This is a genomic window from Ruegeria sp. CI5 (assembly GCF_056536885.1).
On record NZ_JBQFQN010000005.1, the window covers coordinates 194927 to 218712 of the forward strand.

26 protein-coding genes, 3 tRNA genes and 1 pseudogene are annotated in these 23786 nt (G+C 63.6%); 6 read left to right on the plus strand and 24 right to left on the minus strand.

From position 1 onward, the window contains the following. Nucleotides 1–7 precede the first annotated feature (7 nt). Nucleotides 8–472, plus strand: coding sequence for an SH3 domain-containing protein (locus tag ACR0BA_RS15655; protein WP_244952386.1), 465 nt, complete (start codon nt 8–10; stop codon nt 470–472). 9 nt (nt 473–481) lie between these two features. On the opposite strand, the gene ACR0BA_RS15660 is transcribed toward ACR0BA_RS15655, so the two are convergent. Further along, the gene (locus ACR0BA_RS15660) at nt 482–1390 is read right to left on the minus strand and encodes a haloalkane dehalogenase (RefSeq protein WP_480728830.1); all 909 of its coding nucleotides are present in this window, start codon (nt 1388–1390) and stop codon (nt 482–484) included. An 89-nt stretch (nt 1391–1479) separates the two neighbouring features. On the opposite strand from ACR0BA_RS15660, the gene ACR0BA_RS15665 reads away from it, so the two are divergent. Together ACR0BA_RS15665 and ACR0BA_RS15670 are read left to right on the plus strand one after the other, a co-directional pair. Beyond that, nucleotides 1480–2469: an NADPH:quinone reductase gene (locus tag ACR0BA_RS15665; protein WP_480728832.1), complete on the plus strand. Its 990-nt coding sequence runs from the start codon at nt 1480–1482 to the stop codon at nt 2467–2469. 91 nt (nt 2470–2560) lie between these two features. Then, nucleotides 2561–2635, plus strand: a tRNA-Gln gene (locus tag ACR0BA_RS15670). A 164-nt stretch (nt 2636–2799) separates the two neighbouring features. Here ACR0BA_RS15670 and ACR0BA_RS15675 read toward each other — a convergent pair. From ACR0BA_RS15675 to ACR0BA_RS15705, 7 genes and pseudogenes are all read right to left on the minus strand, one after another. Then, nucleotides 2800–2988 (minus strand): annotated as a pseudogene (locus ACR0BA_RS15675) (DUF6538 domain-containing protein); the annotation flags it as partial. Between the two features lie 63 nt (nt 2989–3051). After that, nucleotides 3052–3126 (minus strand) — tRNA-Phe (locus ACR0BA_RS15680). Nucleotides 3127–3205: 79 nt separating this feature from the next. Continuing rightward, nucleotides 3206–3388, minus strand: coding sequence for a DNA gyrase inhibitor YacG (locus ACR0BA_RS15685; RefSeq protein ID WP_170337460.1), 183 nt, complete (start codon nt 3386–3388; stop codon nt 3206–3208). After that, entirely contained in the window at nt 3385–4407 is a 1023-nt protein-coding gene (locus tag ACR0BA_RS15690) for a ribonuclease E/G (RefSeq protein ID WP_480728834.1), read from the minus strand. Before ACR0BA_RS15690 ends, ACR0BA_RS15685 begins: the two co-directional genes overlap by 4 nt. Then, complete coding sequence (locus ACR0BA_RS15695) at nt 4404–4982, minus strand: Maf family protein (RefSeq protein WP_170368880.1); 579 nt, start codon at nt 4980–4982, stop codon at nt 4404–4406. Before ACR0BA_RS15695 ends, ACR0BA_RS15690 begins: the two co-directional genes overlap by 4 nt. An 11-nt stretch (nt 4983–4993) precedes the next feature. Beyond that, a complete protein-coding gene (infA, locus tag ACR0BA_RS15700) occupies nt 4994–5212 on the minus strand; it encodes a translation initiation factor IF-1 (protein ID WP_005978431.1) in 219 nt (72 codons plus the stop codon). Between the two features lie 87 nt (nt 5213–5299). After that, nucleotides 5300–6175: a carbon-nitrogen hydrolase family protein gene (locus ACR0BA_RS15705; protein WP_480728837.1), complete on the minus strand. Its 876-nt coding sequence runs from the start codon at nt 6173–6175 to the stop codon at nt 5300–5302. 195 nt (nt 6176–6370) lie between these two features. Here ACR0BA_RS15705 and ACR0BA_RS15710 point away from each other — a divergent pair, with 195 nt between their 5' ends. After that, on the plus strand, nt 6371–7546 hold the full coding sequence (locus ACR0BA_RS15710) for a S41 family peptidase (RefSeq protein WP_480728839.1): 1176 nt from the start codon (nt 6371–6373) through the stop codon (nt 7544–7546). 55 nt (nt 7547–7601) lie between these two features. Here the strand turns inward: ACR0BA_RS15710 and ACR0BA_RS15715 are convergent, their stop codons facing one another. From ACR0BA_RS15715 to ACR0BA_RS15760, 10 genes are all read right to left on the minus strand, one after another. Beyond that, nucleotides 7602–8195, minus strand: a complete 594-nt coding sequence (locus ACR0BA_RS15715) for a GNAT family N-acetyltransferase (RefSeq protein WP_480728841.1) — start codon at nt 8193–8195, stop codon at nt 7602–7604. Then, nucleotides 8188–8586 (minus strand): ketosteroid isomerase-related protein, encoded by a 399-nt coding sequence (locus ACR0BA_RS15720; protein ID WP_480728843.1) that lies wholly within the window; start codon nt 8584–8586, stop codon nt 8188–8190. The genes ACR0BA_RS15715 and ACR0BA_RS15720 overlap by 8 nt, the downstream gene beginning before the upstream one ends. After that, nucleotides 8583–9041: an arsenate-mycothiol transferase ArsC gene (locus ACR0BA_RS15725; protein WP_170358064.1), complete on the minus strand. Its 459-nt coding sequence runs from the start codon at nt 9039–9041 to the stop codon at nt 8583–8585. The genes ACR0BA_RS15720 and ACR0BA_RS15725 overlap by 4 nt, the downstream gene beginning before the upstream one ends. Before the next feature lie 3 nt (nt 9042–9044). Beyond that, nucleotides 9045–9524, minus strand: coding sequence for a UPF0262 family protein (locus tag ACR0BA_RS15730; RefSeq protein WP_093962859.1), 480 nt, complete (start codon nt 9522–9524; stop codon nt 9045–9047). An 83-nt stretch (nt 9525–9607) separates the two neighbouring features. Then, the gene (locus ACR0BA_RS15735) at nt 9608–10405 is read right to left on the minus strand and encodes a glycosyltransferase family 32 protein (protein ID WP_170337708.1); all 798 of its coding nucleotides are present in this window, start codon (nt 10403–10405) and stop codon (nt 9608–9610) included. A gap of 128 nt (nt 10406–10533) precedes the next feature. After that, nucleotides 10534–11835 carry a histidinol dehydrogenase gene (gene hisD / locus ACR0BA_RS15740; RefSeq protein ID WP_480728845.1) on the minus strand — a complete coding sequence of 434 codons (1302 nt, stop codon included), beginning with the start codon at nt 11833–11835 and terminating at the stop codon, nt 10534–10536. A gap of 58 nt (nt 11836–11893) precedes the next feature. Continuing rightward, nucleotides 11894–12415 carry a GNAT family N-acetyltransferase gene (locus tag ACR0BA_RS15745; protein ID WP_480728847.1) on the minus strand — a complete coding sequence of 174 codons (522 nt, stop codon included), beginning with the start codon at nt 12413–12415 and terminating at the stop codon, nt 11894–11896. A 1-nt stretch (nt 12416) separates the two neighbouring features. Next, nucleotides 12417–12893: a DUF2948 family protein gene (locus ACR0BA_RS15750; RefSeq protein WP_170366716.1), complete on the minus strand. Its 477-nt coding sequence runs from the start codon at nt 12891–12893 to the stop codon at nt 12417–12419. Continuing rightward, the gene (gene murA / locus ACR0BA_RS15755; RefSeq protein WP_170358054.1) at nt 12893–14158 is read right to left on the minus strand and encodes a UDP-N-acetylglucosamine 1-carboxyvinyltransferase; all 1266 of its coding nucleotides are present in this window, start codon (nt 14156–14158) and stop codon (nt 12893–12895) included. The genes ACR0BA_RS15750 and murA overlap by 1 nt, the downstream gene beginning before the upstream one ends. Nucleotides 14159–14164: 6 nt before the next feature. After that, nucleotides 14165–14320 carry a hypothetical protein gene (locus ACR0BA_RS15760; RefSeq protein ID WP_170337448.1) on the minus strand — a complete coding sequence of 52 codons (156 nt, stop codon included), beginning with the start codon at nt 14318–14320 and terminating at the stop codon, nt 14165–14167. A gap of 83 nt (nt 14321–14403) precedes the next feature. Here ACR0BA_RS15760 and ACR0BA_RS15765 point away from each other — a divergent pair. Beyond that, nucleotides 14404–14478 (plus strand) — tRNA-Thr (locus ACR0BA_RS15765). Between the two features lie 274 nt (nt 14479–14752). Here ACR0BA_RS15765 and ACR0BA_RS15770 read toward each other — a convergent pair. From ACR0BA_RS15770 to ACR0BA_RS15790, 5 genes are all read right to left on the minus strand, one after another. Continuing rightward, nucleotides 14753–14998, minus strand: a complete 246-nt coding sequence (locus tag ACR0BA_RS15770) for a MoaD/ThiS family protein (protein WP_170392344.1) — start codon at nt 14996–14998, stop codon at nt 14753–14755. Beyond that, entirely contained in the window at nt 14991–17246 is a 2256-nt protein-coding gene (locus tag ACR0BA_RS15775) for a xanthine dehydrogenase family protein molybdopterin-binding subunit (RefSeq protein WP_480728850.1), read from the minus strand. The genes ACR0BA_RS15770 and ACR0BA_RS15775 overlap by 8 nt, the downstream gene beginning before the upstream one ends. After that, on the minus strand, nt 17246–17725 hold the full coding sequence (locus tag ACR0BA_RS15780; protein ID WP_480728852.1) for a (2Fe-2S)-binding protein: 480 nt from the start codon (nt 17723–17725) through the stop codon (nt 17246–17248). The genes ACR0BA_RS15775 and ACR0BA_RS15780 overlap by 1 nt, the downstream gene beginning before the upstream one ends. Then, a complete protein-coding gene (locus ACR0BA_RS15785; RefSeq protein ID WP_170337695.1) occupies nt 17722–18588 on the minus strand; it encodes an FAD binding domain-containing protein in 867 nt (288 codons plus the stop codon). The genes ACR0BA_RS15780 and ACR0BA_RS15785 overlap by 4 nt, the downstream gene beginning before the upstream one ends. 126 nt (nt 18589–18714) lie before the next feature. Beyond that, nucleotides 18715–21927, minus strand: a complete 3213-nt coding sequence (locus ACR0BA_RS15790; RefSeq protein ID WP_480728854.1) for a reductive dehalogenase — start codon at nt 21925–21927, stop codon at nt 18715–18717. Between the two features lie 75 nt (nt 21928–22002). Between ACR0BA_RS15790 and ACR0BA_RS15795 the strand changes: the two genes are divergently transcribed. Then, nucleotides 22003–22905 carry a LysR family transcriptional regulator gene (locus ACR0BA_RS15795; RefSeq protein ID WP_480728856.1) on the plus strand — a complete coding sequence of 301 codons (903 nt, stop codon included), beginning with the start codon at nt 22003–22005 and terminating at the stop codon, nt 22903–22905. Here the strand turns inward: ACR0BA_RS15795 and ACR0BA_RS15800 are convergent. Continuing rightward, nucleotides 22896–23747, minus strand: a complete 852-nt coding sequence (locus ACR0BA_RS15800) for a LysR substrate-binding domain-containing protein (protein WP_480728858.1) — start codon at nt 23745–23747, stop codon at nt 22896–22898. The two genes, ACR0BA_RS15795 and ACR0BA_RS15800, sit on opposite strands and share 10 nt — an antisense overlap. Between the last annotated feature and the right edge of the window lie 39 nt (nt 23748–23786).

Sequence of the window (23786 nt, forward strand, 5' to 3'; positions counted from 1 at the left end):
AACGCTTCTGTTCCTGACAGGCGCAATCGCGCACGCGCAGGAAAAACGCGGGCAGGTGACGAACCTGCCTTTGCCGCGCTACGTGTCGATGAAGGCGGCCGAGGCGAACGTACGCCGCGGCCCTTCGCTGACTCATCGTGTCGATTGGGTGTTCAAGCGCCGCGGCATGCCACTTCAGGTGACGGCCGAATACGGCAACTGGCGCAAGGTCCAGGATCGCGACGGGGCCGGCGGATGGGTCCACTACGCTCTGTTGTCAGGTGTCCGCACGGTTCTGATTGAATCGGACATGCTGCCGGTCTATGCCAGCCCCGACCCCAAATCCCCGGTCAACGCTCATTTCGAAACAGGCGTCGTGGCCCGCTTGGGCACCTGCACGGTGGATTGGTGCCGCATTTCGGCCGGTGGCTATCGCGGCTGGACCCTCAAAAGCAATCTTTGGGGCGTGGAGCCCGACGAAATCCGAGAATGAGACCGCTGCTCAGGCCGTCTCGCGGATGAAGGCCAGAACCGTTTCCGCAAGTTCCAGGGGCACGTCCTCCTGAAGGAAGTGACCGGCTTTCGGCAGCACAACATGGTTCTGTCCCGCCGCACCGGGACAAAGTTTCTGAAAAACCCCATCCACCCCGGCCATAATCCTGTCCTCGGCACCAAAAGCCGTCAGGACAGGGGTTTGCAGACCGCGGATAACGTTCCAAGCCTGTCGGTTCGGTTCAGACTCGGGATCGTCGGGGCGGTCAGGCACCAGCATCGGAAATTGTCGCGCCCCCGCCTTGTAACGATCGTCAGGGAACGGCGCGTCATAGGCGTCGACCTCGTCCTCGGTCAGCTTTGAAACCGTTCCGCCATAGACGATGCGCCCGGCGCGGAAATCCGGCACCTCCTGGCTGAACTGTCGCCAGGCGGCAAACGCCTCGCCCAAGGGCTGGTCCCCGGTTGGTAAGGCCGTGTTGGCGACAACCACCCGGGCGAACCTGTCCGGCATCTCGGCCCACAGGCGCAACCCGATCAATCCGCCCCAGTCCTGACAGACCAAGGTGATGTCCCGCAGATCGAGTTGACGCAAAACCTCACCCATCCAGAAGACGTGGCGCGCATAGGTATAGTCGTCGCGCTCGACGGGTTTGTCGGATCTGCCGAAACCCACAAGGTCCGGAGCGATGACCCGGTGGCCTGCGGCGGCGACTGGCGGGATCATGTGACGGTACAGATAAGACCAACTGGGCTCGCCGTGCATCATCAGTACTGGCGCTGCCGCGCGCGGCCCCTCATCCAGATAATGGACCCGCAACGCGCCGCCTTCAGTATCATCCACCTCAAGGTAGTTGGGTGCGAAATCATAGTCGGGCAGATTTTGGAACCGTTCGTCCGGTGTGCGCAACGCCTTCATCGTCTGATCTCCCATGGTTTTTTGACAGGCTAGCATTCCTGGCCCGCGACGATAGGGTGAACGTCACGACGCGACAAACCGGAGCCGCCATGAAAGCCGCCACCTACCAGACATTTGGACCCGCCGCCGATGTTCTGTCCATTCAAGAACTACCGGATACACCCCCGGGGCCGGGCGACGTGACCGTTGCGCTGGCCTATTCCGGTGTGAACCCTTCGGACGTGAAGGCACGTGCGGGGGCACGGCCTGGGATCACCAAGCCGCCTTTCCCGGTGATCGTGCCGCACAGCGACGGTTCAGGTGTCATCTCTGCTGTCGGACCGGGGGTTCCGGACTCGCGGGTGGGTCAAAGGGTCTGGATCTGGAACGGCCAGTGGGGTCGTGCGTTCGGGACGGCCGCAACCCAAATCACCCTACCTTCGGAACAGGCTGTTCACCTGCCCGACACGGTCGCGCTGCAAACCGGTGCCGTCCTTGGCATTCCCGGCCTGACTGCCAGCCACACCGTGTTTTCCGGAGGCCCGGTGTCGGGTAAAACCCTGCTGGTTCACGGCGGTGCAGGGACGGTCGGATATCTTGCCGTCCAGTTGGCCAAATGGGGCGGAGCAAAGGTGCTGGCCACAGCCAGTCCACGCAACTTCGAACGTGTGACAAAGGCCGGAGCTGATGCGGTACTGGATTACACGGCGACCAATTTGCCAGCACAGATCCTGGACGCCAATCAAGGGCGTCCGGTCGATCGCATCGTCGATGTGGAGTTTGGCCAAAACGTCGAAACCAACGTTGCAGTTATCGCCGAAAGCGGCAGAATCAATGCGTTTGGCTCGGCCCAGAATATGACGCCAACGCTTCCATTTTATCCGCTCATGTTCAAATCGGTGACGTTGGAGATGGTTCTGGTGTATCTGCTGCCGACCAATCTGCGCGACGAGGCCATCGCGAACCTCCACCACGCGCTGGCCGACGGCGCGCTGAACTGCCCGATCCAAAAAGTCTATTCGATGGAAGACTGCGCCGCCGCACACCGCGCGGTCGAGGCCGGAAACCGAACCGGAGCGGTGCTGTTGGAGACCAACTAGATCGCCCGCAAAAAAAATTTCGCGGGTCTCGATTTTTTGCGGGAAAGCACTTGAACACCGTCACCAACAATCGTAGATAGCCGCTCACCGTTGGGGTGTAGCCAAGTGGTAAGGCAGCGGTTTTTGGTACCGTGTATCGTAGGTTCGAATCCTACCACCCCAGCCACTAAATCTTTGAAATTGCAGATAGACTGATACGGCTTCTAAGAGCTTTACAGCGTCAGCGCTGGCTTGATCGGTGCGTGACATCGAAGACCCAAGCGCGGCGGCAGTTCCCATCCGCAGGAGATGCTTGCCCGGTCGGTCTACGTTTTGGATGCGTAGGTGGTACCAGTGTTCATCGAGTTGCTGAGCAGTTCTTTGCGCTCGGGACTTTGTGACCGCCGCTGATCTTGCCCGTAGCCAGAACGATATTTTTCCGGTGGTATTGTGGTGATCGAGGTCTTTCGGGACCCGTCGTGTGAAGTAGAAAACCCCTGCTTTCACAAATGAGAATGGGACGGTTTTGTTCTCCAGCATGTACTTCGCCCTTGGCCAGCTCCAGTTAAAGCTGAAGGGAAACAGTAGCTTACTTTTTGGGAATGGTGCCCGGGGGCGGAATCGAACCACCGACACGAGGATTTTCAATCCACTGCTCTACCCCTGAGCTACCCGGGCACGGGAACGGCGTTTGCCGTTGGGTGCAGGCCTTCTATGACTTGCCAAACGCGGTGTCCAGAGGCTTTTTCAGATTTTTTCAGTGCGGGCGATCCTTGATTTCGACAGCATCCTGAATCTCATCATCGAGGTCATCCTCGCGCTGCGACGGAACCGCATAGGAGCCGTTCAGCCACTTGGCCAGATCGATATCGGCGCAGCGTTTCGAGCAAAACGGACGAAACTGTTTGACCGTATCTTCTCCGCAGATCGGGCAGCTCATCTCAGGACCTCCGACAATGGGATACGGCCGCGTTTTCGCTGCAATTCGAAATGCCCCAGCGGCGTCCAGCCGGCGAGGATCGTTTCTTCGCTGTCAGCCCTGAAGGCAGCGCGGAGTGCGGATTCGAATCCGCGCCGGTCTTTTTTGGGCATCGGCGCAAGGTCGAGCGTGATCTGCCCGCCCAGCCCGCGCACGCGCAGGGCGCGCGGCAGTTCCTTGGCGCAGGCGAAATTGGCCTTTGTTCCCGCAGCCAGCGAGCCATCCGAACCAGTGTTCACATCCACGGCCACCAACGCCCGGGTGGGTTCGATATACATATGCGCCCCACCCGCCAAAGGATGGGATGCGCCACGTGCGGCGTCCAGCGCCTCGAGCACGCCATGGTCCGCGAAACCGCCCGCCTGAGTCGAGACCTCGGCCGGCTCCACCCATTCGCGCCAGGCGAGGACATGCGGTCCGTCGCCCTCGGACAGCGTTTCCGGCGCGTTTCCGGTGTCGTTCACGACCTGCTCGGCCAGCGCTCGCATGGCGGCGATGTCTTCGGCGATCTCATCGGCATCCGCGCCCTGGCAACCGGAGCGCAGGATCAGACCGAAGGGGCTGCCGTCCATCTGCTCATGCGCGATCACCAGCAGCCGGTCGCGCTCCTCATCATCGCGGATCGAGCGGGAGATGTTCAGCCCGGGCGCGTCCGGCGTGACGATGGCATAGCGGCTTTTGAACAGGATGCGGTTCGTCACCGGCAGGGCTTTACCCGGTTCGGCATAGCCCGTGACCTGCACCAACAGCATCTCACCCGGCGCCAGTCCCTTGACCTGCCGAAGGAAAGCCGGACCATCCGGCGTTGTCAGGAACATCCCGCCCTGCCCTTTGATCGCCCGCTCGGCCCGGGCACGGTAGATCGTACCAGGGGCAGGCGCATCGGCGGCGATCAGAAAATCATCCAGTTTACCATCCACCATCAGGGCTGCGGCTTCGCGGCCTTGAATGTGATCCAGAATGATCGTTCGACCTTTCATAGTGCCTCGCGATACAGGGGGTAACCGATGCCTTGCAACAGTCCTGCGGTTTCAGACAAAGGCAGCCCGACGATACCGGTGAACGAGCCCGAGATCCACGGAATGAAGGCGCCCGCGGGCCCTTGGATGGCATAGGCACCGGCTTTGCCCTGCCAATCGCCGGTGGCGAGATAGGCGTTGATTTCCACGTCCGAAAGACGCTTGACCTTGACCTGGCTAACGACGTCACGCTGCAACACCCGATCGCCGCGACGCACCGCGACAGAGGTGATCACACGGTGGCGACGGCCCGACAGGGCGTGCAGAAATTCGGCTGCCTGTCCCGCATCCTCGGGCTTGCCCAATATGCGTCGACCCAGCGCAACCGTCGTGTCGGCGCACAGGACGATATCATCGGGCGCCGCAGTCACGGCATGCACCTTTTCAAGGGCAATGCGCGCGCAATACGGCAGCGGAAGCTCGCCCTTTTGGGGGTCTTCGTCGATGTCGGGGGCCGAAATGGCGTCGGGCTGCACGCCAAGCTGAGCCAGCAGGTCCAGCCGTCTGGGGCTGCCCGATCCTAGAATGAACGCCATTGCGGCAGGCGTTACTTGAAGCGGTAGTTGATCCGACCCTTGGTCAGATCATAGGGGGTCATCTCGACCTGAACCTTGTCGCCGGCCAGAACACGGATGCGGTTTTTACGCATCTTGCCTGCCGTATGTGCGATGATCTCATGGCCGTTTTCCAGCTCGACCCGAAACGTCGCATTAGGCAGGAGTTCCTTCACGACACCGGGAAATTCGAGCGTATCTTCCTTGGCCATGTTGTCTCCATCTTTGCGTTGCCCTGCAGAATCCGCAGGTGGCGCTTAAATGAGCCTATTTCGGCCTTATTTCAAGGGTGGAATCACTTAAAGGCGCGACATTGTGACCGATTCGACTCGGGGCGTCTGCTCGGTCCAGTGGGATCGGTTCAGGACATGGCCATCCGCCCGAACCTCGGCGATCGCCGACAGATCGACGTCTGCGTAGGTCCAGCCTGGCTGGTTGAGCACGCCTTCTGCCAACACGCCGGTTTGTGGAAAGCCCTTGTCCGGCGGGCCGAAAACGCCTCCGGTCCCAGTGTTGGTGTCTACGGACTGAGACCAGTCGTTGTTGCCCACCAGCGACGCCATGACCGCAACGCATTGATTCTCCAGCGCCCGCGCCATCGCGCCGATACGGACACGCCAATAGCCCGACAGGGCCTCGGTGCAGGACGGCACAAGGATCACGTCGGCCTCTGACAGGGCGCGGCCCAGCAGGGGAAACTCGCTGTCATAGCAGATCAGAACGCCGATCCGGCCCAGCGCCGTCTCGAAGATCTTCAACGGTCCGCCCGGCGCGATGTCCCATTCTTCGCGCTCGAACCGGGTCATGATCTGCTTGTCCTGATGATCCTGCGCGCCCGAAGGGGCGTAGAATTCGGCCCGGTTCACCGGGCTGCCTGAGCCGGCCTGAACCGGGGCGGATGCGCCCAGAATGTACAAATTGTATTCGGCCGAGAGGCGCCGATGCAGGATCTGTACATCTTCCATCCGCTCAGATACCGCCTGGATCGAGCGCTCGAGATCCCCCGCAACCTCGGCCCCGGCCAGCGTCGAAAGCTCCATCGCGCCGTACTCGGGAAACACCAACAGTTCAGCCCCCTGCAACGCGGCCTGCGAAACCCAAGCGTCCTGCTTGTCTTCATACTGCGCCCAGCTGTCGAGCCAGTCGAGATTGTAGGCGGCCGTGGCGATTTTCATGATGCGGGTTCCAATGCTGTTCTTGCGAAGAAGTAAATAGCCGTTGTTGCCCGGTGTACAGGCCAATCGGGTTGTTCGCTGCAACAGAAACTATTGGTTCGGTGCATAGCCTTTCAAAGCAAGGGTCCGGGCCGGTAGAGCGCCGGACCCACACCCAATCTGGACATTGCCGATCGGCCATGCGCACTGTGACCCATGTCGTTGATCGATGACCTAGAGCTCATTCTGGAGACTGTCCTGCCAAACGATCCCAGCTTTCAGCGGATCGAAAGGGCGGCGATAGACAGCTGTGTCAGTGACAGTCGGCGATACGCACTTGAAAGCTCGGTCGAGGCATTTCTGCTGTCCGCGATGCGCCTTCTGGCACTTCCCAGCAACGGGCACACAAGGCTGATCCCGAATGATGCAATCTCGGTGTTGCCTCTGCGGTTCGTGAGCGTGGGGCGTTCCGTCCAAGTCCTTGGGTCGGCACCGGGGTTGATCGCCCCACAAGGCGCGCTGCTGGCAGTCAATGGCGCTGCTGTAAGCGAAATCGAGGCGGCGGCGGACAAATTTCTGGCGGGAACGCGCCAGAGGAAGCGGGTCATCGGTCCGATTATTCTGGCTTGGCCGCAGGCGTTGGAACGGCTGGGATTTTCGTCCAACGACGGTACGACCGAGTATCATTTGCAGGACGTAAATGGGCAGACAACCAACCTGAAAGTAGCAAATGGAAACACCATTCCTGCGTCGACGCTCTACCCGAGAAACGAGCACGGCAAAGCCGATCCAGCATGGGAACCCGAGAGCTTTGTGGAGATTGAGGATTGGCAGGCACTTGGGCTTTTAATTCAACTGCCGAGCTTCTTTGACCCTGACAAAGATGCGCTGCGCAAAGCCATATCCGAGGCAGCGGGTCGCGTGCGCGCTTGCTCTGGCAAAACGCTTTTGATTGACGTTCGCGGAAACAGCGGCGGTGATTTTCTTCTGACGATGCCTTTGATCGACGCAATCGCGCAAAGCGCAAGTCAGCGGGCCGTCGTACTTGCCGATAAATTCACGTTCTCCGCCGCGATCGTGTTTGTCGCCATCCTCAAGCATCGCTTGGGCGACAGGCTCAAACTCATCGGCGAAGAAATGGGAGACGGATTGACGTTCTTTGCCGAGGGTGGATTGCTTGACTTGCCGGCGAGCGGCGCGGTCGTTCGATACTCCTCCGCATTTCACGATTGGAAGACGGGAACGTCTGACGAAACGACACCGCCCGAAATCGCGCGGCAAATCGTGCCCGCGGGGGAATTGAACCTGGATTGGGAATGTGTCGCAGGACCCTCAAGTGCTGGAGCACGAGGAGCGTTCTATCGACGGATCCTCGAAGATTTTCGCGGCTAGACGAACGGCTGTCGGCGCGCGCGCCCGCGGGCACAAACAACGCGATAGGGCGGGTTCACAAATCCCTGATCCAGAACTGCAACGGTTTGAGGGTTTCCGAGTCCTCGCCCAGATCCTTCCACGAGAACTGGGCGATAACGCCGGGCAAGGGCGCATAGCCCCGCGCGCGCCAGAACGGGTCGAGCGGCCGATAGTCGGCCGGCCGCATCGGGTGGTCCGCCGGACGCTGCACGCCGCAGAAGGCGCATTTGGCAAAGCCCAAGGCACGGGCATGGTCTTCGCGTAGATCAAAGAACGCATGTCCGACGCCCTGCCCCCGATAGTCGGGCAGCAGAACGGATTCGGCGCAGTAGAAGATCTGCGACAGGTCCAGTCCGGTGCCATCGAAAGCGGCGGCGAAATCCTCGGCATGGTCGGCCAGCGGCGCGCCGGTCGCGGCCCCAACCAGTCGGTCGCCGTCAAAGGCGCCGACCACGATCGCCCGGTCGCTGTCGCGATAGGATTGCAGGTATCTGCGCTCGTAGCCTAGATCGCCGTCATAGAGATAGGGCCAGTCGCGGAACACCGAAATGCGCAGGCGCGCCACGTCGTCCAGAGCCGCCTCGAGCGCCGGCCCCGTCAGCGCGCGGACCTGCGTGACCTCAGCCACCCGACACCTGTTTCACCCAGTCAGCCAGGTTGTAATAGGTGGTCTCGCGGGTGATCTTGCCGTCCTTGAGGTCAAAGAACGACCCGGCGGGCAGGCGGTAGGACTGGCCCGAGGCCGCGGGCAGGCCGGCATCGGCTTCCAGATAGGTGCCGTTGACGATGTATTCGGCGGCGGCGCGGGTGCCGCCCTGGGCCTCGAAGATCACCATGTCGGTCAGGTTTTCGCGATAGCAGCGGTTCATATGCGCGCAGAATTCGGCGAATTTCTCTTTGCCGACGCGGATCCGGCCTTCGTTCACGTGATGGGCCACGTCATCGGACAGGCAGGCCAGCATGCCGGCCACGTCCCCGGCGTTGAAGGCGTCGAAATAGGCCTGGATGGTCTGGGTCATGCGATCTCCGTAGGTTCCCCCCAGCGATCCTTCAGGTGTTTGATGATCTGATCGCGGGTCTGACGGTAGTGGTGTAGCTTTTCCTCGCGCGTTTCGCCCAGTCCGGTAGGGTCCATTATTGGCCAATAATCGACATCGAGGTGAAAAACTCGCGTCAGTTCCAGCGCTTTGCGCTGGCTGGCAGGCGACAGGGCCACGATCAGGTCGAATGATCCCAGGTCATCCCCCCATTCCTGCATCTCGTCGAACGACCGCGACCGGTGGCGTGACAGTTCCACGTCGATCTCCTGGCAGACGGCGATGCTGAACCCGTCGATTTCCAGGTCGTTGTGTACCCCGGCCGACTGCACATATGTGCCCGTGCCGTAGAATTTCTTCATGATGCCTTCGGCCATGGGCGAGCGCACCGCGTTGTGGTCGCAGCAGAACAGGACCGAATGCGGCAGAGGCTTCACCCGTCAGCCTCCGAAATGAAGCACGCAGATCAGCGTGAACAGGCGGCGGGCGGTGTCGGTGTCGATCTCGGCCTTGCCCTCGAGCCGTTCCTGCAGAACCCGGCTGCCTTCGTTGTGGATGCCGCGCCGGGCCATATCGATGGTTTCGATCTGGCTGGGCGGCAGGGTCTTGACCGCATCGAAATAGCTTTCGCAGATCTGGAAGTAGTCCTTGACCACCTGCCGGAACGGACCCAGTGACAGGTGGAACTCGGCGGCTTTCTGACTATCTTCGGTGGTGACGTCGAACACCAGCCGCTTGTCGCGGATCGACAGTTGCACATGATAGGGGCCGTCGGGCACCAGCCGGTCGTCACGTTTGGGCAGGGCAAACGAGTTTTCCTCGAGCAGGTCATAGATCGCAACCTTGCGCTCCTGCTCGATCTCGGGCGTGGGCGGTGGCAGGTTTCGATCGTCCAGTTCGATATGAGAAATGCGGGTCATGGTCATCGACTTCCGTTCAGGTCAGGCCAGACCTAGCGCACCTATGCCCGCGGGACAACGCGGGAAACGGGCCGGACGCAAGGTCAGATGGGGTACTCGTTGGGGTCGATCCCGTGCTTGCGCAGCAAGGTGTCAACAAGCGAACCGGGATTGATATCGCGATCTTTGAAGATTCTGCGAAACCACGAGCCGTAGAAATGGATCGAGGTTTTGGCACGCCAGTTCAAGAAATCCAGCTTCGAAAGGTCAGGGTCGTTCCAAAGCGCACGATGTCGCGGCGGTATGGCGTAGATTTCAGTGCGCTCAACAGCCATCTGCCGTTCCGTCCCTTTGTAGACGAAATGATACAACATCGGCGGGCCCAGACTGAACAGTGGCAGGCTCCAATAGGTCGATCTGCCAAAGATTTTCAGATAGGCGCGCTGCTGCTCTTCAGGCCACCAGGGTGGAACCAGATCACTGTTAAAGGCAAAATCGCACATTTCGGCCAAGGCGGGGCTGTCGCTGGGAAAGGCCAGCACTCCATTCATCATGCGCCGGGTCTTCCGGTTTCCGAGCGGAAACAGGTACCCTTGTTCAGTTTGAAACGGCCGCAGGGCATAGGCATCCGCATCCACCCATATCTGATCGGTTTGTTGAAGAAGCTTCAGGCGGAACAGGTCCGCATGTACTGCGACCGACCGCGTGATCGGATCGCGGTAGATTTCGGGCGCGTCGAATACTTCGCGCGCATCGCGGGCCTCGACATAGCCCGGAATGTCCTGCAGATCGCCATAGTGATAGACGATCGGCTTCTGATCCAAATCCGCAAAGGATTTCAGGCACAGATGCTCCAGAAAGCTGAAGCGCTCTCCGATCCAGAGGGTTGCGACACGTTCCAAATCCGGCTCCGGGTTTGTCCTAAGACGTCACCGGTAAAAACGCACGGGTCAGACGACCACCGCAAGTGGTTTTGCGCGTGCTGCGGCAGTCCCAAGCCGGATGTGACCCCGCCGCCATGATGCCAAGGTCAGCCGTTCAGCCGCTTGAGCCGTGCACCTACCGATAGCCCGTGTGCCTCCAAGCTTTCCGACCGCGCCAGTTGCTCGGCTGCCGGGCCAATGGCACGCAGGGCTTCGGGCGTCATGTGGCTGAGCGTGGTACGTTTGAGGAAATCCATCACGCTGAGCCCCGACGAAAACCGGGCCGAGCGTGCGGTGGGCAGAACATGGTTCGGTCCGCCGACATAGTCGCCGATGGCCTCTGGCGTATACTGACCCAGGAAAATAGCGCCGGCGTGGATGGTCTTGCGGCTCAGCGCTATCGGATCGGCCACGCACAGTTCCAGGTGTTCCGGAGCGATGCGGTTAGACAGCGCGGCGGCCTCGTCCAGGTCGCGCACGGTGATTACCGCACCATAGTCGCGCCAGCTCGCCCCGGCGATCGCGCGTCGTTCGAGCGTCTCCAGCCATTTTTCCACCGCCTCGGCCACCGCGCAGCCGAAAGCGGCGTTGTCAGTGATCAGGATCGACTGGGCGCTTTCGTCATGCTCGGCCTGGCTGAGAAGGTCCAGCGCGATCCAGTCGGGGTCGTTGTCCTTGTCCGCGATCACCAGAATTTCGGAGGGGCCGGCGATCATGTCGATGCCCACCTTGCCGAACACCCGCCGTTTGGCAGCCGCGACAAAGGCGTTGCCCGGTCCAGTGATCTTGTCCACCGGCGCGATGGTTTCGGTGCCATAGGCCAGTGCGGCAATCGCCTGCGCGCCGCCGATACGATAGATCTCGTCGACGCCCGACAGGCGCGCGGCCAGCAGCACCAGCGGGTTGACCTGCCCGTCCGGCGTGGGCACCGCGATGGCCAGCCGCTCGACCCCGGCCACCTTTGCGGGAATGGCATTCATCAGCACCGAGGACGGATAGGAGGCCAACCCGCCCGGCACGTAAAGCCCCGCGGCAGAGACCGCCGACCAGCGCCAGCCCAAGGTCGCGCCCGCCTCGTCGGTCCATTCCTGATCCTGCGGCATCTGGCGCTCGTGATAGGCGCGGATGCGCGCGGCGGCCAGTTCCAGCGCCGCGCGGTCATCGTCGCTGACGGTCGCGATGGCCTGCGTCACCTCGGCGGCGCTGAAGGCCAGCGTGTCCGGCGACAGCTCCAGCCGGTCGAATTTCGCCGTCAACTCGATCACCGCAGCATCGCCGCGCGACCGCACGTCGGCGATGATCTGCGCCACGACGGCGTCGACATCGGGGCTGTCTTCGCGTTTGGCGGACAGAAGGGCTTGGAAACCGGTTTCGAAATCGGCGGATGTCGTGTCGAGGAAAACGGGCATTTGCGTACTCCGGGGCGTTTGAACGGGTCTTATCGCCCGCCGGGGCGGGCCTCAACCCTCAGCCCGGGGGGTGCAGCGATTTGCGCAGGGGGAATTGGGGCATACCGTTCCAGTCCGCGGGCTCCCCTGCAGCGACCCAGCCATACCGGCGATAGAAGCCCAACGCGGTCCGGGTGGACATTAAATGGGCCACGGGGGCCCCTGATGTGGCCAGTTCGGCCTCGAGCCGGGACAGCAACGCGGCACCGACCCCCTGCCCTGCGTGGCCCGGATCGACATAAAGCAGAGAAATCTCGGCCGGTGCGCGCAGTCCACCGACGGCGGCCACATTTCCGTTCCGCTCGGCCAGCCAGATCTGGGCGCCCGACGTGATCCAGTTGCGAACGGTCTGCGGGTCCTTGTTGGCAGTCCATGCCGCGATCTTGTCTGGTCGATTTCCGTGGTCGGCCTCACACAGTCGGGTGATGGAGCGGACCAGAACCTGACTCAACCCGAACACGTCGAACACGGTGGCCCGGCGCAGCGACACGCCGGCCTGCCCCGGAGACAGCGCCTGCGAAATGCCACGCTTGTTCTGCATGTCAGTCCGGGTGCCGAGGCGCCTTGCCCGAAGGCGCACGATAGGGGCGGGTCACATCCTTGAGCGTTGCCTCAACCGCTTCCACCGTCAAACGGATCGCGCCATCCCCGGCCAGCACAAGCAGCACCTCGCCTGTGCCATCTTCCGAAGGGTGGAACTCGATATCAAGAACCGAGAGGATCAGGTCCTTGTCGGATCGATCAACCCCCTGGCTGGATACCGACAGGACCGAGTCGAATACCAGCAGCGACTGCACCCGCTCGAATTCCCGACCACGGCGCTCGGCTGCTTCCTTGTCCTCCCACCGGAACCGGTTGAGCAGCAAGGCAAAGCGGCGGCGAGCTGGTTGCCAGGTCATTTCGCTGACCGGAAAAACCGCGTCCTGCGTCAGCGTTGCGATCACCTTGAGGTCCTCGGCATCCAATGCGCCAAGGTTCAGCGGCGCCTCGCGCCCGTCTTCGAATGTTGCGTCTGCCATCAGCCCTTGATCCGTTCTATTTTCGCGCCCACGCCTTCCAGCTTGCGGACCACATGCTCATATCCGCGGTCCAGATGATAGACCCGGCTGACGGTTGTTTCGCCCTCGGCCGCCAACCCGGCCAGGATCAGCGAGACCGAGGCCCGCAGATCGGTGGCCATGACTGGCGCACCCTTAAGACGCTCGACCCCGGTCACCGTCGCGGTGCCGCCATGCACCTCGATCTGCGCGCCCATGCGCACCAGTTCAGGGGCGTGCATGAAGCGGTTCTCGAAAATCCGCTCCTCCAGCACCGAGGTTCCCTCGGCCGTGCACATCAGCGCCATCATTTGCGCCTGCAGATCGGTAGGAAAGCCCGGGAACGGCTCGGTCACCACGTCCACGGCGCGCACCCGGCCATTCTTGCGAGAGACCTTCAGACCCTGTTTCGTCTCGGCGACATCCACCCCGGCGGCGGTCAGCTTCTCGACGAAGGATTCGACCAGTGACAGGCGGCCGCCCAGCAGTTCTACCTCACCGCCGCAAACGGCGGGGGCCAGCATGTAGGTACCCAGCTCGATCCGATCGGTGACCACCTGGTGCGTGGCCCCGTGCAGGCGGTCGACACCCTGGATCTCAATGGTCGAGGTGCCCTCGCCGTCAATCTGCGCGCCCATGCTGCGCAGGCATTGAACCAGATCCACGATCTCGGGCTCGCGTGCGGCGTTTTTCAGAACCGTGGTGCCCTTGGCCAGCGTCGCGGCCATGACGATGTTCTCGGTGGCACCCACTGAGGCAAAGCGCATTTCATGCACCGCGCCCTTCAATCCACCTGGCGCCTTGGCGTGCAGGTAGCCGTCCTTCAACTCGATTTCGGCACCCAGTGCTTCCAGCCCCTCGACATGCAGGTCCATCGGCCGCGCCCCGATGGCACAGCCGCCCGGCAGCGAAACCACGGCCTGCCCGAAACGCGCCAATAGCGGCCCCAGAACAAGGTTCGAGGCCCGCATTTTGCGCACGATCTCGTAATCGGCCGTGTGACTGGTCAGATCATGGCTGGACATCGCCAGAACCTGCCCGTCCTGCAGGGCCGACACCTCGGCCCCCAGCGACTGCAGCAGCGCGGTCATGGTCTTGATGTCACTCAGACGCGGCGCGTTGGTCAGCGTCAGCGGATCTTCGCTGAGCAACGTGGCCGGCATCAGCGTCAGACAGGCATTCTTGGCCCCCGCGATCGGAATTTGGCCGTGAAGCGGCCCGTTGCCCGTTACCAGAATCGAATCCATCTGCTCTTAGTCCTTGTGCTGTCCCGGCCGGTCATCCTGTGCGCTGCGCGCCTTGGCCTGCGCCTTGCGCCGCGCCAGGTTTGCCTTGAGGGCAGCCTTGAGCCGATCTTCGCGCGCGGATCCGGATTGTCCGTGTTTTTTAGGTGATTTTTTCTCTGCCATGATCTTTCTCTACAGGAGGCGAAAAAAACCGTCCAGAGACCCTTGCGCCCCGTTTCGTTTGAGTCTAATCACCCGCCCACAGCGCTGCTGTAGCTCAGAGGTAGAGCACTCCCTTGGTAAGGGAGAGGTCGAGAGTTCAATTCTCTCCAGCAGCACCATCTTCCAGTTTTTACCCGGATTCCGCTGCACGACGCCTCGATATCTTTGCAGGCGCAACTTCCCCGACGTCAACCACGCATGGCCGGAAATCACACACATCTGCCACCTTCCCGCAATACTAATGCCAATATTGCAATACATAGCGGATCAATCCTGCCGATCCGTTTGATGGTGTTTTTTTAACGAGGGGGTACTTGGGTAGGACCAGGGGTGAGGCCGAAGCGCTGAATTCAAGACCGGGGCTTCCGGTCCTCCCCCGCCGATTTCACGGGGCTATCCGCCCCGCAGTCTCTGCATCAGATAGACCTCGGCCCCGTCGGGAATGGGTTCGGACAGACCCGCTGCAATGATCCGGCCATTGACGGCAACGGACACGCCCGCGTCGATCGGCGCTTGCAATTGCGGGTGAAGGCGCACCAGTTCACGCAGCAGCTCGCCGGTTGTCGCAGCCTGAACCTGCACCACTTCCTGGCCCCCGGTCAGCGACCGGAGACCAGACCAGAGATGGACCTCAACCATTGCCCTTGAGCGCGGCCAGAATGCGCGGCGGCGACATCGGCAGTTGCCGCATCCGCACGCCCGCGGCGTTCGACACCGCGTTCGCGATTGCCGCCAGCGGTGGCACGATGCCGGTTTCACCCACGCCACGCACGCCGAACGGATGGCCCGGATTGGGCACTTCGACGATCACCGTGTCGATCATCGGCAGGTCGCTGGCCACCGGAATGCGATAGTCGAGGAACACCGGATTCTGCAGCCGGCCATCCTCGCCATAGATGTACTCCTCGTTCAGCGCCCAGCCGATGCCCTGCGCCGCGCCGCCTTGGTACTGGCCCTCGACATAAGCGGGGTGGATCGCCTTGCCCGCGTCCTGGATGACGGTGTAGCGGGTGATGGTGGTCTTGCCGGTTTCGGGATCGACCTCGGCATCGACGATATGGGTGCCGAAGGACACGCCTGCGCCTTCGGGGGTCGCCTCGAAATGGCCCGAGATCGGGCCGCCGGTACGCCCCATGTCGGCGGTGATCTCGGCCAGCGGCAGCGGGTCGAAATCGCCCGCGTTGGGGCCGGATGGCACCGCGCAGCCGTTTTCCCATTTCACCGCGTCCACGGGGATGCCCCATTTGGCGGCCGCGCGTTCGCACAGTTTCTCGACGGCGTGCTGCGCCGCCATGATCGTGGCCAGACCGCTGGCATAGGTCACGCGCGAGCCGTGGCTGACGTCGTTGTAACCCAGCGTGGCGGTGTCGGCGATGGTCACGCGGATGTTCTCGTACGGAATACCCAGCACCTCGGCCGCCATCAGCGCCATCGACGCGCGCGAGCCGCCGATATCGGGCGTGCCGACCATCAGCTGTGCCGAGCCGTCCTCGGACAGGGCCAGCGACACCGAGGTCTCGCCCCCGTGGTTGAACCAGAACCCACAGGCGATGCCCCGCCCCTGCCCCGGCTTCAGCGGCGCGGAATAATGCGGGTGGGCCTTGGCGGCCTCGAGCGTCTCGACCAGGCCGATCCGGTCATAGGTGGGGCCATAGCTGGCCTTGGTGCCCTCGCGCGCGGCGTTCTTCAGGCGCACATCGACCGGGTCGAGGCCCAGTTTCTTGCACAGCTCGTCAATGACCGACTCCACAGCAAACGCCCCCATCGGCGCGCCCGGCGCGCGATAGGCGGCCTGTTTCGGGCGGTTGGACATGACGTCATATCCCACCTGCCGCACGTTGGTCAGGTTGTAGGGGGCAAAGGCGCACATCGCGGTCATGTCGCCCGGCGCACCCGGAAAGGCACCGCCTTGCAAGCGGAACACGCCCTGGGCGGCGGTGATGGTGCCGTCTTTTTTCATTCCGATCTTGACGTCCATCGAGGCCGAGGCGGTCGGCCCCGTGGCCCGCAGAACCTCGGACCGGGACATCACGATCTTGACCGGACGGTTGGCCTTGCGCGACAGCGCCAGCGCCACCGGTTCGATGAACACGGTGGTCTTGCCGCCGAACCCGCCGCCGATTTCCGATGCGGTCACGCGCAGCTGCGCGGTTTCGATCCCTAGCAGCGCCGCGCAGGTCTTTTGTACGATCCAGTGGCCCTGGGTGCAGCACCACAGCTCGCCCTTGCCGTCAGCGCCCAGCGAAGCAAGGCAGGCGTGCGGTTCGATATACCCCTGGTGGGTGGCCTCGGTGACGAAGTGATCCTCGATCACCAGATCGGCCTCGGCAAAGCCCGCCTCGACATCGCCATGCCCGCTTTCGTGATAGCGCACGACATTGGGGTGCATCCCCTCGGGCACCGAATAATCGGCCGCGCCCTCGCGGATCACCGGGGCGTCGGGCGCCATCGCCTTGTCCACGTCGGTGACATGGGGCAGCACCTCGTATTCGACCTCGATCAGCTTGAGCGCATCCCGCGCCGCCAGCGCCGAACTGGCCGCAACCGCCGCCACCGCGTGCCCGTCATAGAGCGCCTTTTCCCCGGCCATGACGTTTTCCAGAACGTTCCAGAACTCGCCCTCGAGACCCGGCTTGAACGGGACATCGGCGAAATCGGCGCGGGTGACCACGGCTTTCACGTCCTTGAGCGCTTCGGCCTTCGAGGTGTCTATCCGAACGATCCGCGCATGGGCGTGGGGCGAGCGCAGGATGGCGCCGAACAGCATGCCCGGCGCGGTCACGTCGGCCCCGAACCGGGCGCGGCCGGTGACCTTGTCCAGCCCGTCGGGACGGTTCGGGCGGGTGCCCACGAAGGTGAAATGCGACTTGCGATCGTCGAGTGCCATTACGAAGCCTCCCGCAGCTCGGCGGCCGTGTCCAGAACGGCGCGGATGATCTTGTCATACCCCGTGCAGCGGCACAGGTTGCCGGCCAGCCAATAGCGGGCCTCTTCCTCGGTCGGGTCGGGGTTCCTTTCCAGCAGCGCCTTGGCGGCGACCAGAACGCCCGGTGTGCAGACTCCGCATTGCAGCGCGGCATGTTCGATGAACATGCGCTGCAGCGGGTGCAGGGTTTCACCCTCGGCCATGCCTTCGATGGTTTCGATCTGCTTGCCCTCGGCCTCAACCCCCAGCACCAGGCAGGAACAGACGAGCCGCCCGTCCAGTGTGACCGAGCAGGCCCCGCAATCGCCGGTGCCGCAGCCCTCCTTGGCGCCGGTCAGGTTCAGCTTGTCGCGCAGACAGTCCAGCAGGGATTCACGCGCGTCGCACAGGTATTCGACCGTGTCGCCGTTGACGGTGGTGGTGACGTGATGCTTGGTCATGCGGTCTCTCCCTTGGCGCGGGCATAGGCGATTTTCGCGGCGCGTTTCGCCAGAACGCCGGCCACTTCGGTGCGGAATTCGATCGTGCCGCGCTTGTCGTCGATGGGTTTGCAGGCGGCCGAGGCGGCGGCGCCCAGCGCCGCCAGCGCGGCCTCGTCCAGCGTGGTGCCGATCAGCGCCCGGGCGCAGTCTTCGACCAGCAGGACGGTGGGCGCCACGGCCCCCAATGCAACGCGGGCCTCGGTGATCGTGTCACCATCGACGCGCAGGTTCACGCCCACGCCGACCACGGCGATGTCCATCTCGGTGCGCGGAATGAAACGCAGATAGGCGTCGCCGCCATTCGCGCCCCGCGCCGGGATGTGCAGAGCCGAGATCAGCTCGCCCTGCGCCAGCGAGGTCTTGCCGGGGCCGGTCGGGATGCCCTCGACCGCCACGACCCGATCGCCGTTCGGGCCGGTCACCGTCGCCGTAACCCCTGCGGCCACCATGGCCGGAACCGAGTCGGCTGCAGGCGAGCCGTTGCACAAGTTGCCTGTCAGCGTGGCACGGCCCTGAACCTGGGTCGAGCCGATCAGGTCCATCGCCTCGACTACACCGGGCCACTCGCGGCCCAACTGGGGGTGTTCGCTCATCTCGGCGCCGGTGACGGCCACGCCCAGCGTCCAGCTGCCATCGGCGTTGCGGGTGATGGCGTGTACGCCGTCGATCGCCTTGATGTCGATCAGGGTGTCGGGGGTCACGATCTCGGACCGCAGCTGCACCAGAACGTCGGTGCCGCCGGCCAGAAACCGCGTGATGCCCGTAGCATGGGCAGCCAGATCCGAAGCTTCGGCAAAGCTGGCGGGGCGGTGATATTGCATGATTGTACCTCGCGCCTGTTGGTCAGGGTTCACTGGGTTTGGGGCGACGTTAGAGCAGCCGCGCGGCGGCGTCCATGGCCCGCGCGACCTATTTTTTCGCCTGAAAATGTCGCTTTCCGACCGGGGTCAGAGGTCGATCTCGACCACCCCGCCCGGCTCGGCCGCGCGGCTCTGGCACAGAATCAGTGCCGATTCCCGCTGTTTGCGCGACAGGACGAAATCGCGATGCTCGACCTCGCCCGCAATCAGCCCGCATTTGCAGACGCCGCAGATGCCGTCGGCGCATTTCACGTCGACATGGATGCCGGCCTCGTTCAGCACCTGCGCCGCGTCTTTGTCGACGGGCACCTCAAGGTCACGCCCTGACCGTGCCAGCCGCAGGGTGAACGGGTGGTTTTCAAAATCGGGCTGCTCGGGCACCGAGAAATACTCCAGATGCCGGGCCTCCTCGGGCCAGCCCTGACATTCGGCAGCCTGCATCACCGCCTCCATGTAGCGGTCCGGGCCGCAGGTATAGACATGCCAGCCGTCGCGATAGCCCGCCAGGATCGCGCCCAGATCGGCGCGGGTGCCCTCGTCCGAGACATGCAAATGCACGCGGTCCGCCCAGAGCGCTGCGGCCAGATCGGCCAGATACCCGGCCTTTTCCCGCGAGGGGATGGAATAGTGCAGGTCGAAATCACGGCCCAGCGCGTGCAGGCGTTGCGCGAAGGCGATCATCGGGGTAATCCCGATGCCGCCGCCCATCAACAGAGTGCGGGAGGCGGTCTCATCCAGTTCGAAATGGTTGATCGGCTTTGACACGAACACCTTGCGGCCCGGCGTGAAGATCCGGTGCAGCAGGGCCGATCCGCCGCGGCCCTGATCCTCGCGCAGGACCCCGATCTGATAGGTCATGCGGTCGGCCGGGTCTCCGGACATCGAGTATTGCCGCAGGAATTCCGGCGCCACCAGCACATCCAGATGCGCGCCGGCCGTCCAATCCGGCAAGGGCGTACTATCTGGTGTGGAGAACTCGTATTTGGTGACGTCTGCCGTCATCTTCTCGACCTTCGACAGCACCAGCTGCATCACCGGCGCATCGCCCGAGATCGTGTAGCGGTGGATAACCGACATGTCTCCGGCGGCCAGACGGGTCTTGTACTCCTCGGCCGTGACCATCGCCTGATAGGCGGCGATCCCGGCCTCGCGGTCCATCGCAAAAGGATAGGGCCAGGGGTGCGGCGCCAGCGGCGCGGGATAGACGGCCAGCGTCTGATCCTCGTATTTCAGATCCAGATCCTTTTGCAGATCGCGCCGGTTCAGCGGGTGCGCGGTGGGGCGATAGGCGCCGTCGGGCTGTAGCTCCAGATCCCACCACCATTTCTTGGTGTCGTTCAGCCCGCCATTGCCCAGCGCATCGTCCAGCTTCGCCAGCGCGGGTGCCGCGGCGGGAATGGTCATCGCAGCCCAGCGGAAGGGGCGTTCGGCGAACAGCCCTTCCAGGTTCCAGGGGCAGGTCTTCATGCAGCGCCCACACATCGCCCCGCCGGGCGTGGTGATCCGGTAGGTGGCGCATTTCTGGCTGTCGGATTTCCAGATCTCGTAGCCGTTGAACATCAGCTTGGGCCCGGCGGTGATCGCCCCCGAGGGGCATTCGCGAGCACATTTGTTGCAGCTTTCGCAGAACCGCTGCAGGCCGAAGTCGATGGGCTTGTCATGGGTCATGGGCATGTCGGTGGTCACCACACCCGATTTCAGGCGCGGGCCCAGGAACGGGTTCAGAATGACCTCGCCGATGCGGCTGACCTCGCCCAGCCCCGACAGCAGCAGCAGCGGCGGCTGCAGCACTTCGCCATCCATCACCGTATGCGCCTTGGCCTTGTAGCCCAGATTGCGGATCTGCCGGGCCAACACCCCGCCCAACAGCGAGAACCGCAGATAGGCGCGCATCGACTGGGCGACGCTAATCCAGTCATCGCCGGATGCGCCCTCCATCGTCTCATAACCCTGGTCGATGATCATGCTAACGGCCTGATCGTGGGGCGGCACGATTTCCTCGCCGGTGGCGTCGTGGGAATACCACGCCCATTCGGGGCAGCGGCTGAGGCCCACGGCATCGACGCTCAGGAAGTAGCTGGCCGCCTTGATGTTCGCCGCGTTGCGCTCGGCATCGGTGGGGCTGGCGACCTCGGCGCTGTCGCCGTCCTGCAGCAGGACGAAGGCCCCCAGCGCGCGCCGTTGGGCAAAGCTGGGCGCGGATTTTCGGACGTAGTGCCCGCCCTTCGCCGCGTCCTGCAGCGGTTTGCCCATGTCGCCGAACTGCGCCCGCGCAAACATGTCGGCGCGTTTGGGCACGCGGGGCACGTTCGCTTCGTCGATATAGGTGGTCGGGCTGTCCACGCGTTTGAGCGTCTCGAACGGGTGCGCGCCATCGACATAGCGGCGGCGGGCGAAAGGGTCGCGGTTCAGCGCGCTTTTGGCAAAACCCGCGCCCAGCCACCACGCGGGGCCTTGGGTGCGGAACCACGGCTGCCGGTCGCGCGGGGCCAGCGGTCGATCATGGGCGATTTCCATCTCGGTGGTCACGGCGGCCAGCCCGAACCGGCGCCCCAGCCAAGGGGCCACGGCGGTGCCATCCTCGGCCCAGACCAGCCCGGCTGCGGCGGCAAGGCGCGGCAGGTCCACGTCCGAGGACATCACCGAATGCGCCCGCGCGTCATACCCCAAAAGCCGGATGTAATTGGCGATCACCACCGCGTTTTCGGTGGCCAGCAGGCAGGCGCGGTGGTCCTGCGCATCCAGGATCCACTCGGCGCCGGGCTCGGCCGGATCGGGGTCGCGGTGATGTTCGTACAGGAACACGATGGCATGACGGTGGGCGGTGATCGGCCCCGGTTGGGCTGCCACGCTGTCGCGCAGATCGGCCATGATCACGTCGATCCCCGAGGCCAGGGTCTTCGTCTGCCGGGTCTGCAGCGCATGGGCCAGCCGGTCGATATCGGGGTTGCGCCGGGGCCGGTCCAGCAGCGCCTGCGGCGGCAGAGGCCCGCAGCCCATCATCGATGCATCGTTGAAATAGCCGAACGCCTTCAGGTGATTGGCGCGCTCGACCGGATCGCGGGGCATCTCGGCCCGGGCCGGATTGACGAAGCCATCGCGGATGGTGTCCAGCATCGCCTGAAACTCGCCCATCGCGTTGACGATGCTGTGGGGCTGCTCGGGGCGGTCGAAACTCAGCACCGGCATGGGCGCCAGCGCCGACAGATCGGGCAGCGCATCCTGTCGCCGCAGCCGTTCCAGCGGATAAGGACCCATGTGAACGGGTCGGTTCTTGTCCGAGAAAAAGCGGATCCCCATCGCGTGCCTCCTGTTGCCAAGCTTCCCCTAGCGCGGCATGAACAGCAACACCATTCATGGCGGATCATAAACGGTATGAAGAAAATCGATTTCACTGATCTGGACGGCAAGGTCCTGCGCACCTTCCTGACGATTCTCGAGGAAAACTCGGTCTCGAAGGCCGCCGACCGCCTGGGCGTTACGCAATCGGCCATCAGCCACACGTTGGCCAAACTGCGGCATGTGCTGGGCGATCCGCTGTTCGTGCGCTCCGGTCAAGGGCTTACCCCGACCGAGCGGGCGCTGGCGCTGAAGGAGCCGGTTCAGAAGGTGCTGGACGGGATGCGCGCCCTGACCGACGAGCGGCCCTTTGACCCGCTGTCCGAAGAGATCGCCGTCCAGATCGCCACCAACGACATGCCGCGCGAGCTGATCTTTCCGAAGTTGCTGCGCAGGGCGCGGGCCGATGGGGTGCGACTGCGGCTGGGGTTCATGCCCTCGGGCGTGCCCGACCCGGAACTGCTGCGCAGCGACCGGTGCCAGTTGATGCTGACCCCGCTGCCGCCGGACGGCCCCGACATCTTTCAAAAGCTGCTGGTGAGCAGCCCCCTGATGGTGTTCTACGACGCCGAACGGCGCGACCCGCCCGCCGACTGGGCCGCCTATTGCGCCTCGGACCATGTCGAGGTGCGGTTTCCCGATGGGCGCAACGCGCGGGCGGTGATGCGCGGCGTGGATCAAAGCCAGATCCGCCCGCCCACCGTGACCCTGCCGCATTTCAACGCGATCCCGGCCTTCGTGAAGGGCAGCGACCTGATCTCGACCGACACGGCGCTGATGAAACAAGGGCCTTTGGTGGCGCTGGACTGTGCGCCCCTGCCCTTCAATTGCCAGCCGGTGTCGATCTACATGGTCTGGCACCAGCGGTTCGCCAACGATCCCGCCCATCGCTGGCTGCGGGGGCGGATCGCGGCGATTGCCGCCACGCTTCAGGCCTGAGCCCGCAGCCAGTCGCGCATCAGCGCCACCAGATCCGGCTGCCGCGGCTTGCGCGGGGTGACGATATGGAACCCCAGATCGTCCAGCAGCACCTGCGCCAGCGGTTGCACCAACCGCCCCGCCGTCAGTTCGGCCGCGACCAGTGGCGCATTTGCCAATGCAAAGCCCTGCCCGGCCACGGCGGCGTCTATGGCCAGGCTGGTCTGGCTGAAATTCATCATTCTCGGGCGCCCCTGCACGCCGGCGCGTTCCAGAAACAGGGGCCAAAGGCCATGAGAATCGCTCAGCAGTACATGCGCCAGCAGGTCCTGCGCCGATGTCACCTGCGCGGCCAGGTCGGGGCTGCCGACGACGACGAATTCGGTGGGGAACAGCGGCTCGGCCACCAGACCGTCGCCGAACGGCGCGCGGCCCTGCCGCACCGCGATATCCACCCCGTCCGTCTGGAAATCGGCCAGCCGCTCGCGCGCATCGACCTGCACCGAGACATCCGGGTGGCACGCGGTGAAATCGCCCAGCCGCGGCACCAGCCATTTCGAGGCAAAGCTGGGCGTGACCGACAAGGTGATCTGACGCTGGCCGGACAGGTCTTCGACCGCCTCTTCGATCAGACGGAAAGCGCGGCGCAGGGGCGCGTGGAAACGCCGTCCGGCCTCGGTCAGGCGCAGGCCGCGCGGCAGGCGGTCGAACAACGGGGTGCCCAGCCGCGCCTCGAGGCCCCTGACCTGCTGGGCAACCGCCCCTTGGGTGACGCCCAGTTCCTGCGCCGCCAGCCTGAAGTTCAGGTGGCGGGCCGACGCCTCGAAGGCGCGCACGGCGTTCAGCGGGGGAAGGGCAGCCATGGCGTTCACACAGTAGATTTTCTACAGCCATAAGGCAGA

What these genes read in the sequence shown, in the direction of transcription:
- ACR0BA_RS15690 (WP_480728834.1), bottom strand. Translation starts at nt 4,407, where the DNA reads ATGAAAGGTCGAACGATCATTCTGGATCACATTCAAGGCCGCGAAGCC.
- hisD (WP_480728845.1), bottom strand. Translation starts at nt 11,835, where the DNA reads ATGCCCGTTTTCCTCGACACGACATCCGCCGATTTCGAAACCGGTTTC.
- ACR0BA_RS15780 (WP_480728852.1), bottom strand. Translation starts at nt 17,725, where the DNA reads ATGACCAAGCATCACGTCACCACCACCGTCAACGGCGACACGGTCGAA.
- ACR0BA_RS15660 (WP_480728830.1), bottom strand. Translation starts at nt 1,390, where the DNA reads ATGAAGGCGTTGCGCACACCGGACGAACGGTTCCAAAATCTGCCCGAC.
- ACR0BA_RS15730 (WP_093962859.1), bottom strand. Translation starts at nt 9,524, where the DNA reads ATGACCCGCATTTCTCATATCGAACTGGACGATCGAAACCTGCCACCG.
- ACR0BA_RS15750 (WP_170366716.1), bottom strand. Translation starts at nt 12,893, where the DNA reads ATGGCAGACGCAACATTCGAAGACGGGCGCGAGGCGCCGCTGAACCTT.
- ACR0BA_RS15785 (WP_170337695.1), bottom strand. Translation starts at nt 18,588, where the DNA reads ATGCAATATCACCGCCCCGCCAGCTTTGCCGAAGCTTCGGATCTGGCT.
- ACR0BA_RS15790 (WP_480728854.1), bottom strand. Translation starts at nt 21,927, where the DNA reads ATGGGGATCCGCTTTTTCTCGGACAAGAACCGACCCGTTCACATGGGT.
- ACR0BA_RS15685 (WP_170337460.1), bottom strand. Translation starts at nt 3,388, where the DNA reads ATGAGCTGCCCGATCTGCGGAGAAGATACGGTCAAACAGTTTCGTCCG.
- ACR0BA_RS15745 (WP_480728847.1), bottom strand. Translation starts at nt 12,415, where the DNA reads ATGCAGAACAAGCGTGGCATTTCGCAGGCGCTGTCTCCGGGGCAGGCC.
- ACR0BA_RS15760 (WP_170337448.1), bottom strand. Translation starts at nt 14,320, where the DNA reads ATGGCAGAGAAAAAATCACCTAAAAAACACGGACAATCCGGATCCGCG.
- ACR0BA_RS15795 (WP_480728856.1), top strand. Translation starts at nt 22,003, where the DNA reads ATGAAGAAAATCGATTTCACTGATCTGGACGGCAAGGTCCTGCGCACC.
- ACR0BA_RS15800 (WP_480728858.1), bottom strand. Translation starts at nt 23,747, where the DNA reads ATGGCTGCCCTTCCCCCGCTGAACGCCGTGCGCGCCTTCGAGGCGTCG.
- ACR0BA_RS15665 (WP_480728832.1), top strand. Translation starts at nt 1,480, where the DNA reads ATGAAAGCCGCCACCTACCAGACATTTGGACCCGCCGCCGATGTTCTG.
- ACR0BA_RS15720 (WP_480728843.1), bottom strand. Translation starts at nt 8,586, where the DNA reads ATGACCCAGACCATCCAGGCCTATTTCGACGCCTTCAACGCCGGGGAC.
- ACR0BA_RS15710 (WP_480728839.1), top strand. Translation starts at nt 6,371, where the DNA reads ATGTCGTTGATCGATGACCTAGAGCTCATTCTGGAGACTGTCCTGCCA.
- ACR0BA_RS15775 (WP_480728850.1), bottom strand. Translation starts at nt 17,246, where the DNA reads ATGGCACTCGACGATCGCAAGTCGCATTTCACCTTCGTGGGCACCCGC.
- ACR0BA_RS15705 (WP_480728837.1), bottom strand. Translation starts at nt 6,175, where the DNA reads ATGAAAATCGCCACGGCCGCCTACAATCTCGACTGGCTCGACAGCTGG.
- infA (WP_005978431.1), bottom strand. Translation starts at nt 5,212, where the DNA reads ATGGCCAAGGAAGATACGCTCGAATTTCCCGGTGTCGTGAAGGAACTC.
- ACR0BA_RS15695 (WP_170368880.1), bottom strand. Translation starts at nt 4,982, where the DNA reads ATGGCGTTCATTCTAGGATCGGGCAGCCCCAGACGGCTGGACCTGCTG.
- murA (WP_170358054.1), bottom strand. Translation starts at nt 14,158, where the DNA reads ATGGATTCGATTCTGGTAACGGGCAACGGGCCGCTTCACGGCCAAATT.
- ACR0BA_RS15770 (WP_170392344.1), bottom strand. Translation starts at nt 14,998, where the DNA reads ATGGTTGAGGTCCATCTCTGGTCTGGTCTCCGGTCGCTGACCGGGGGC.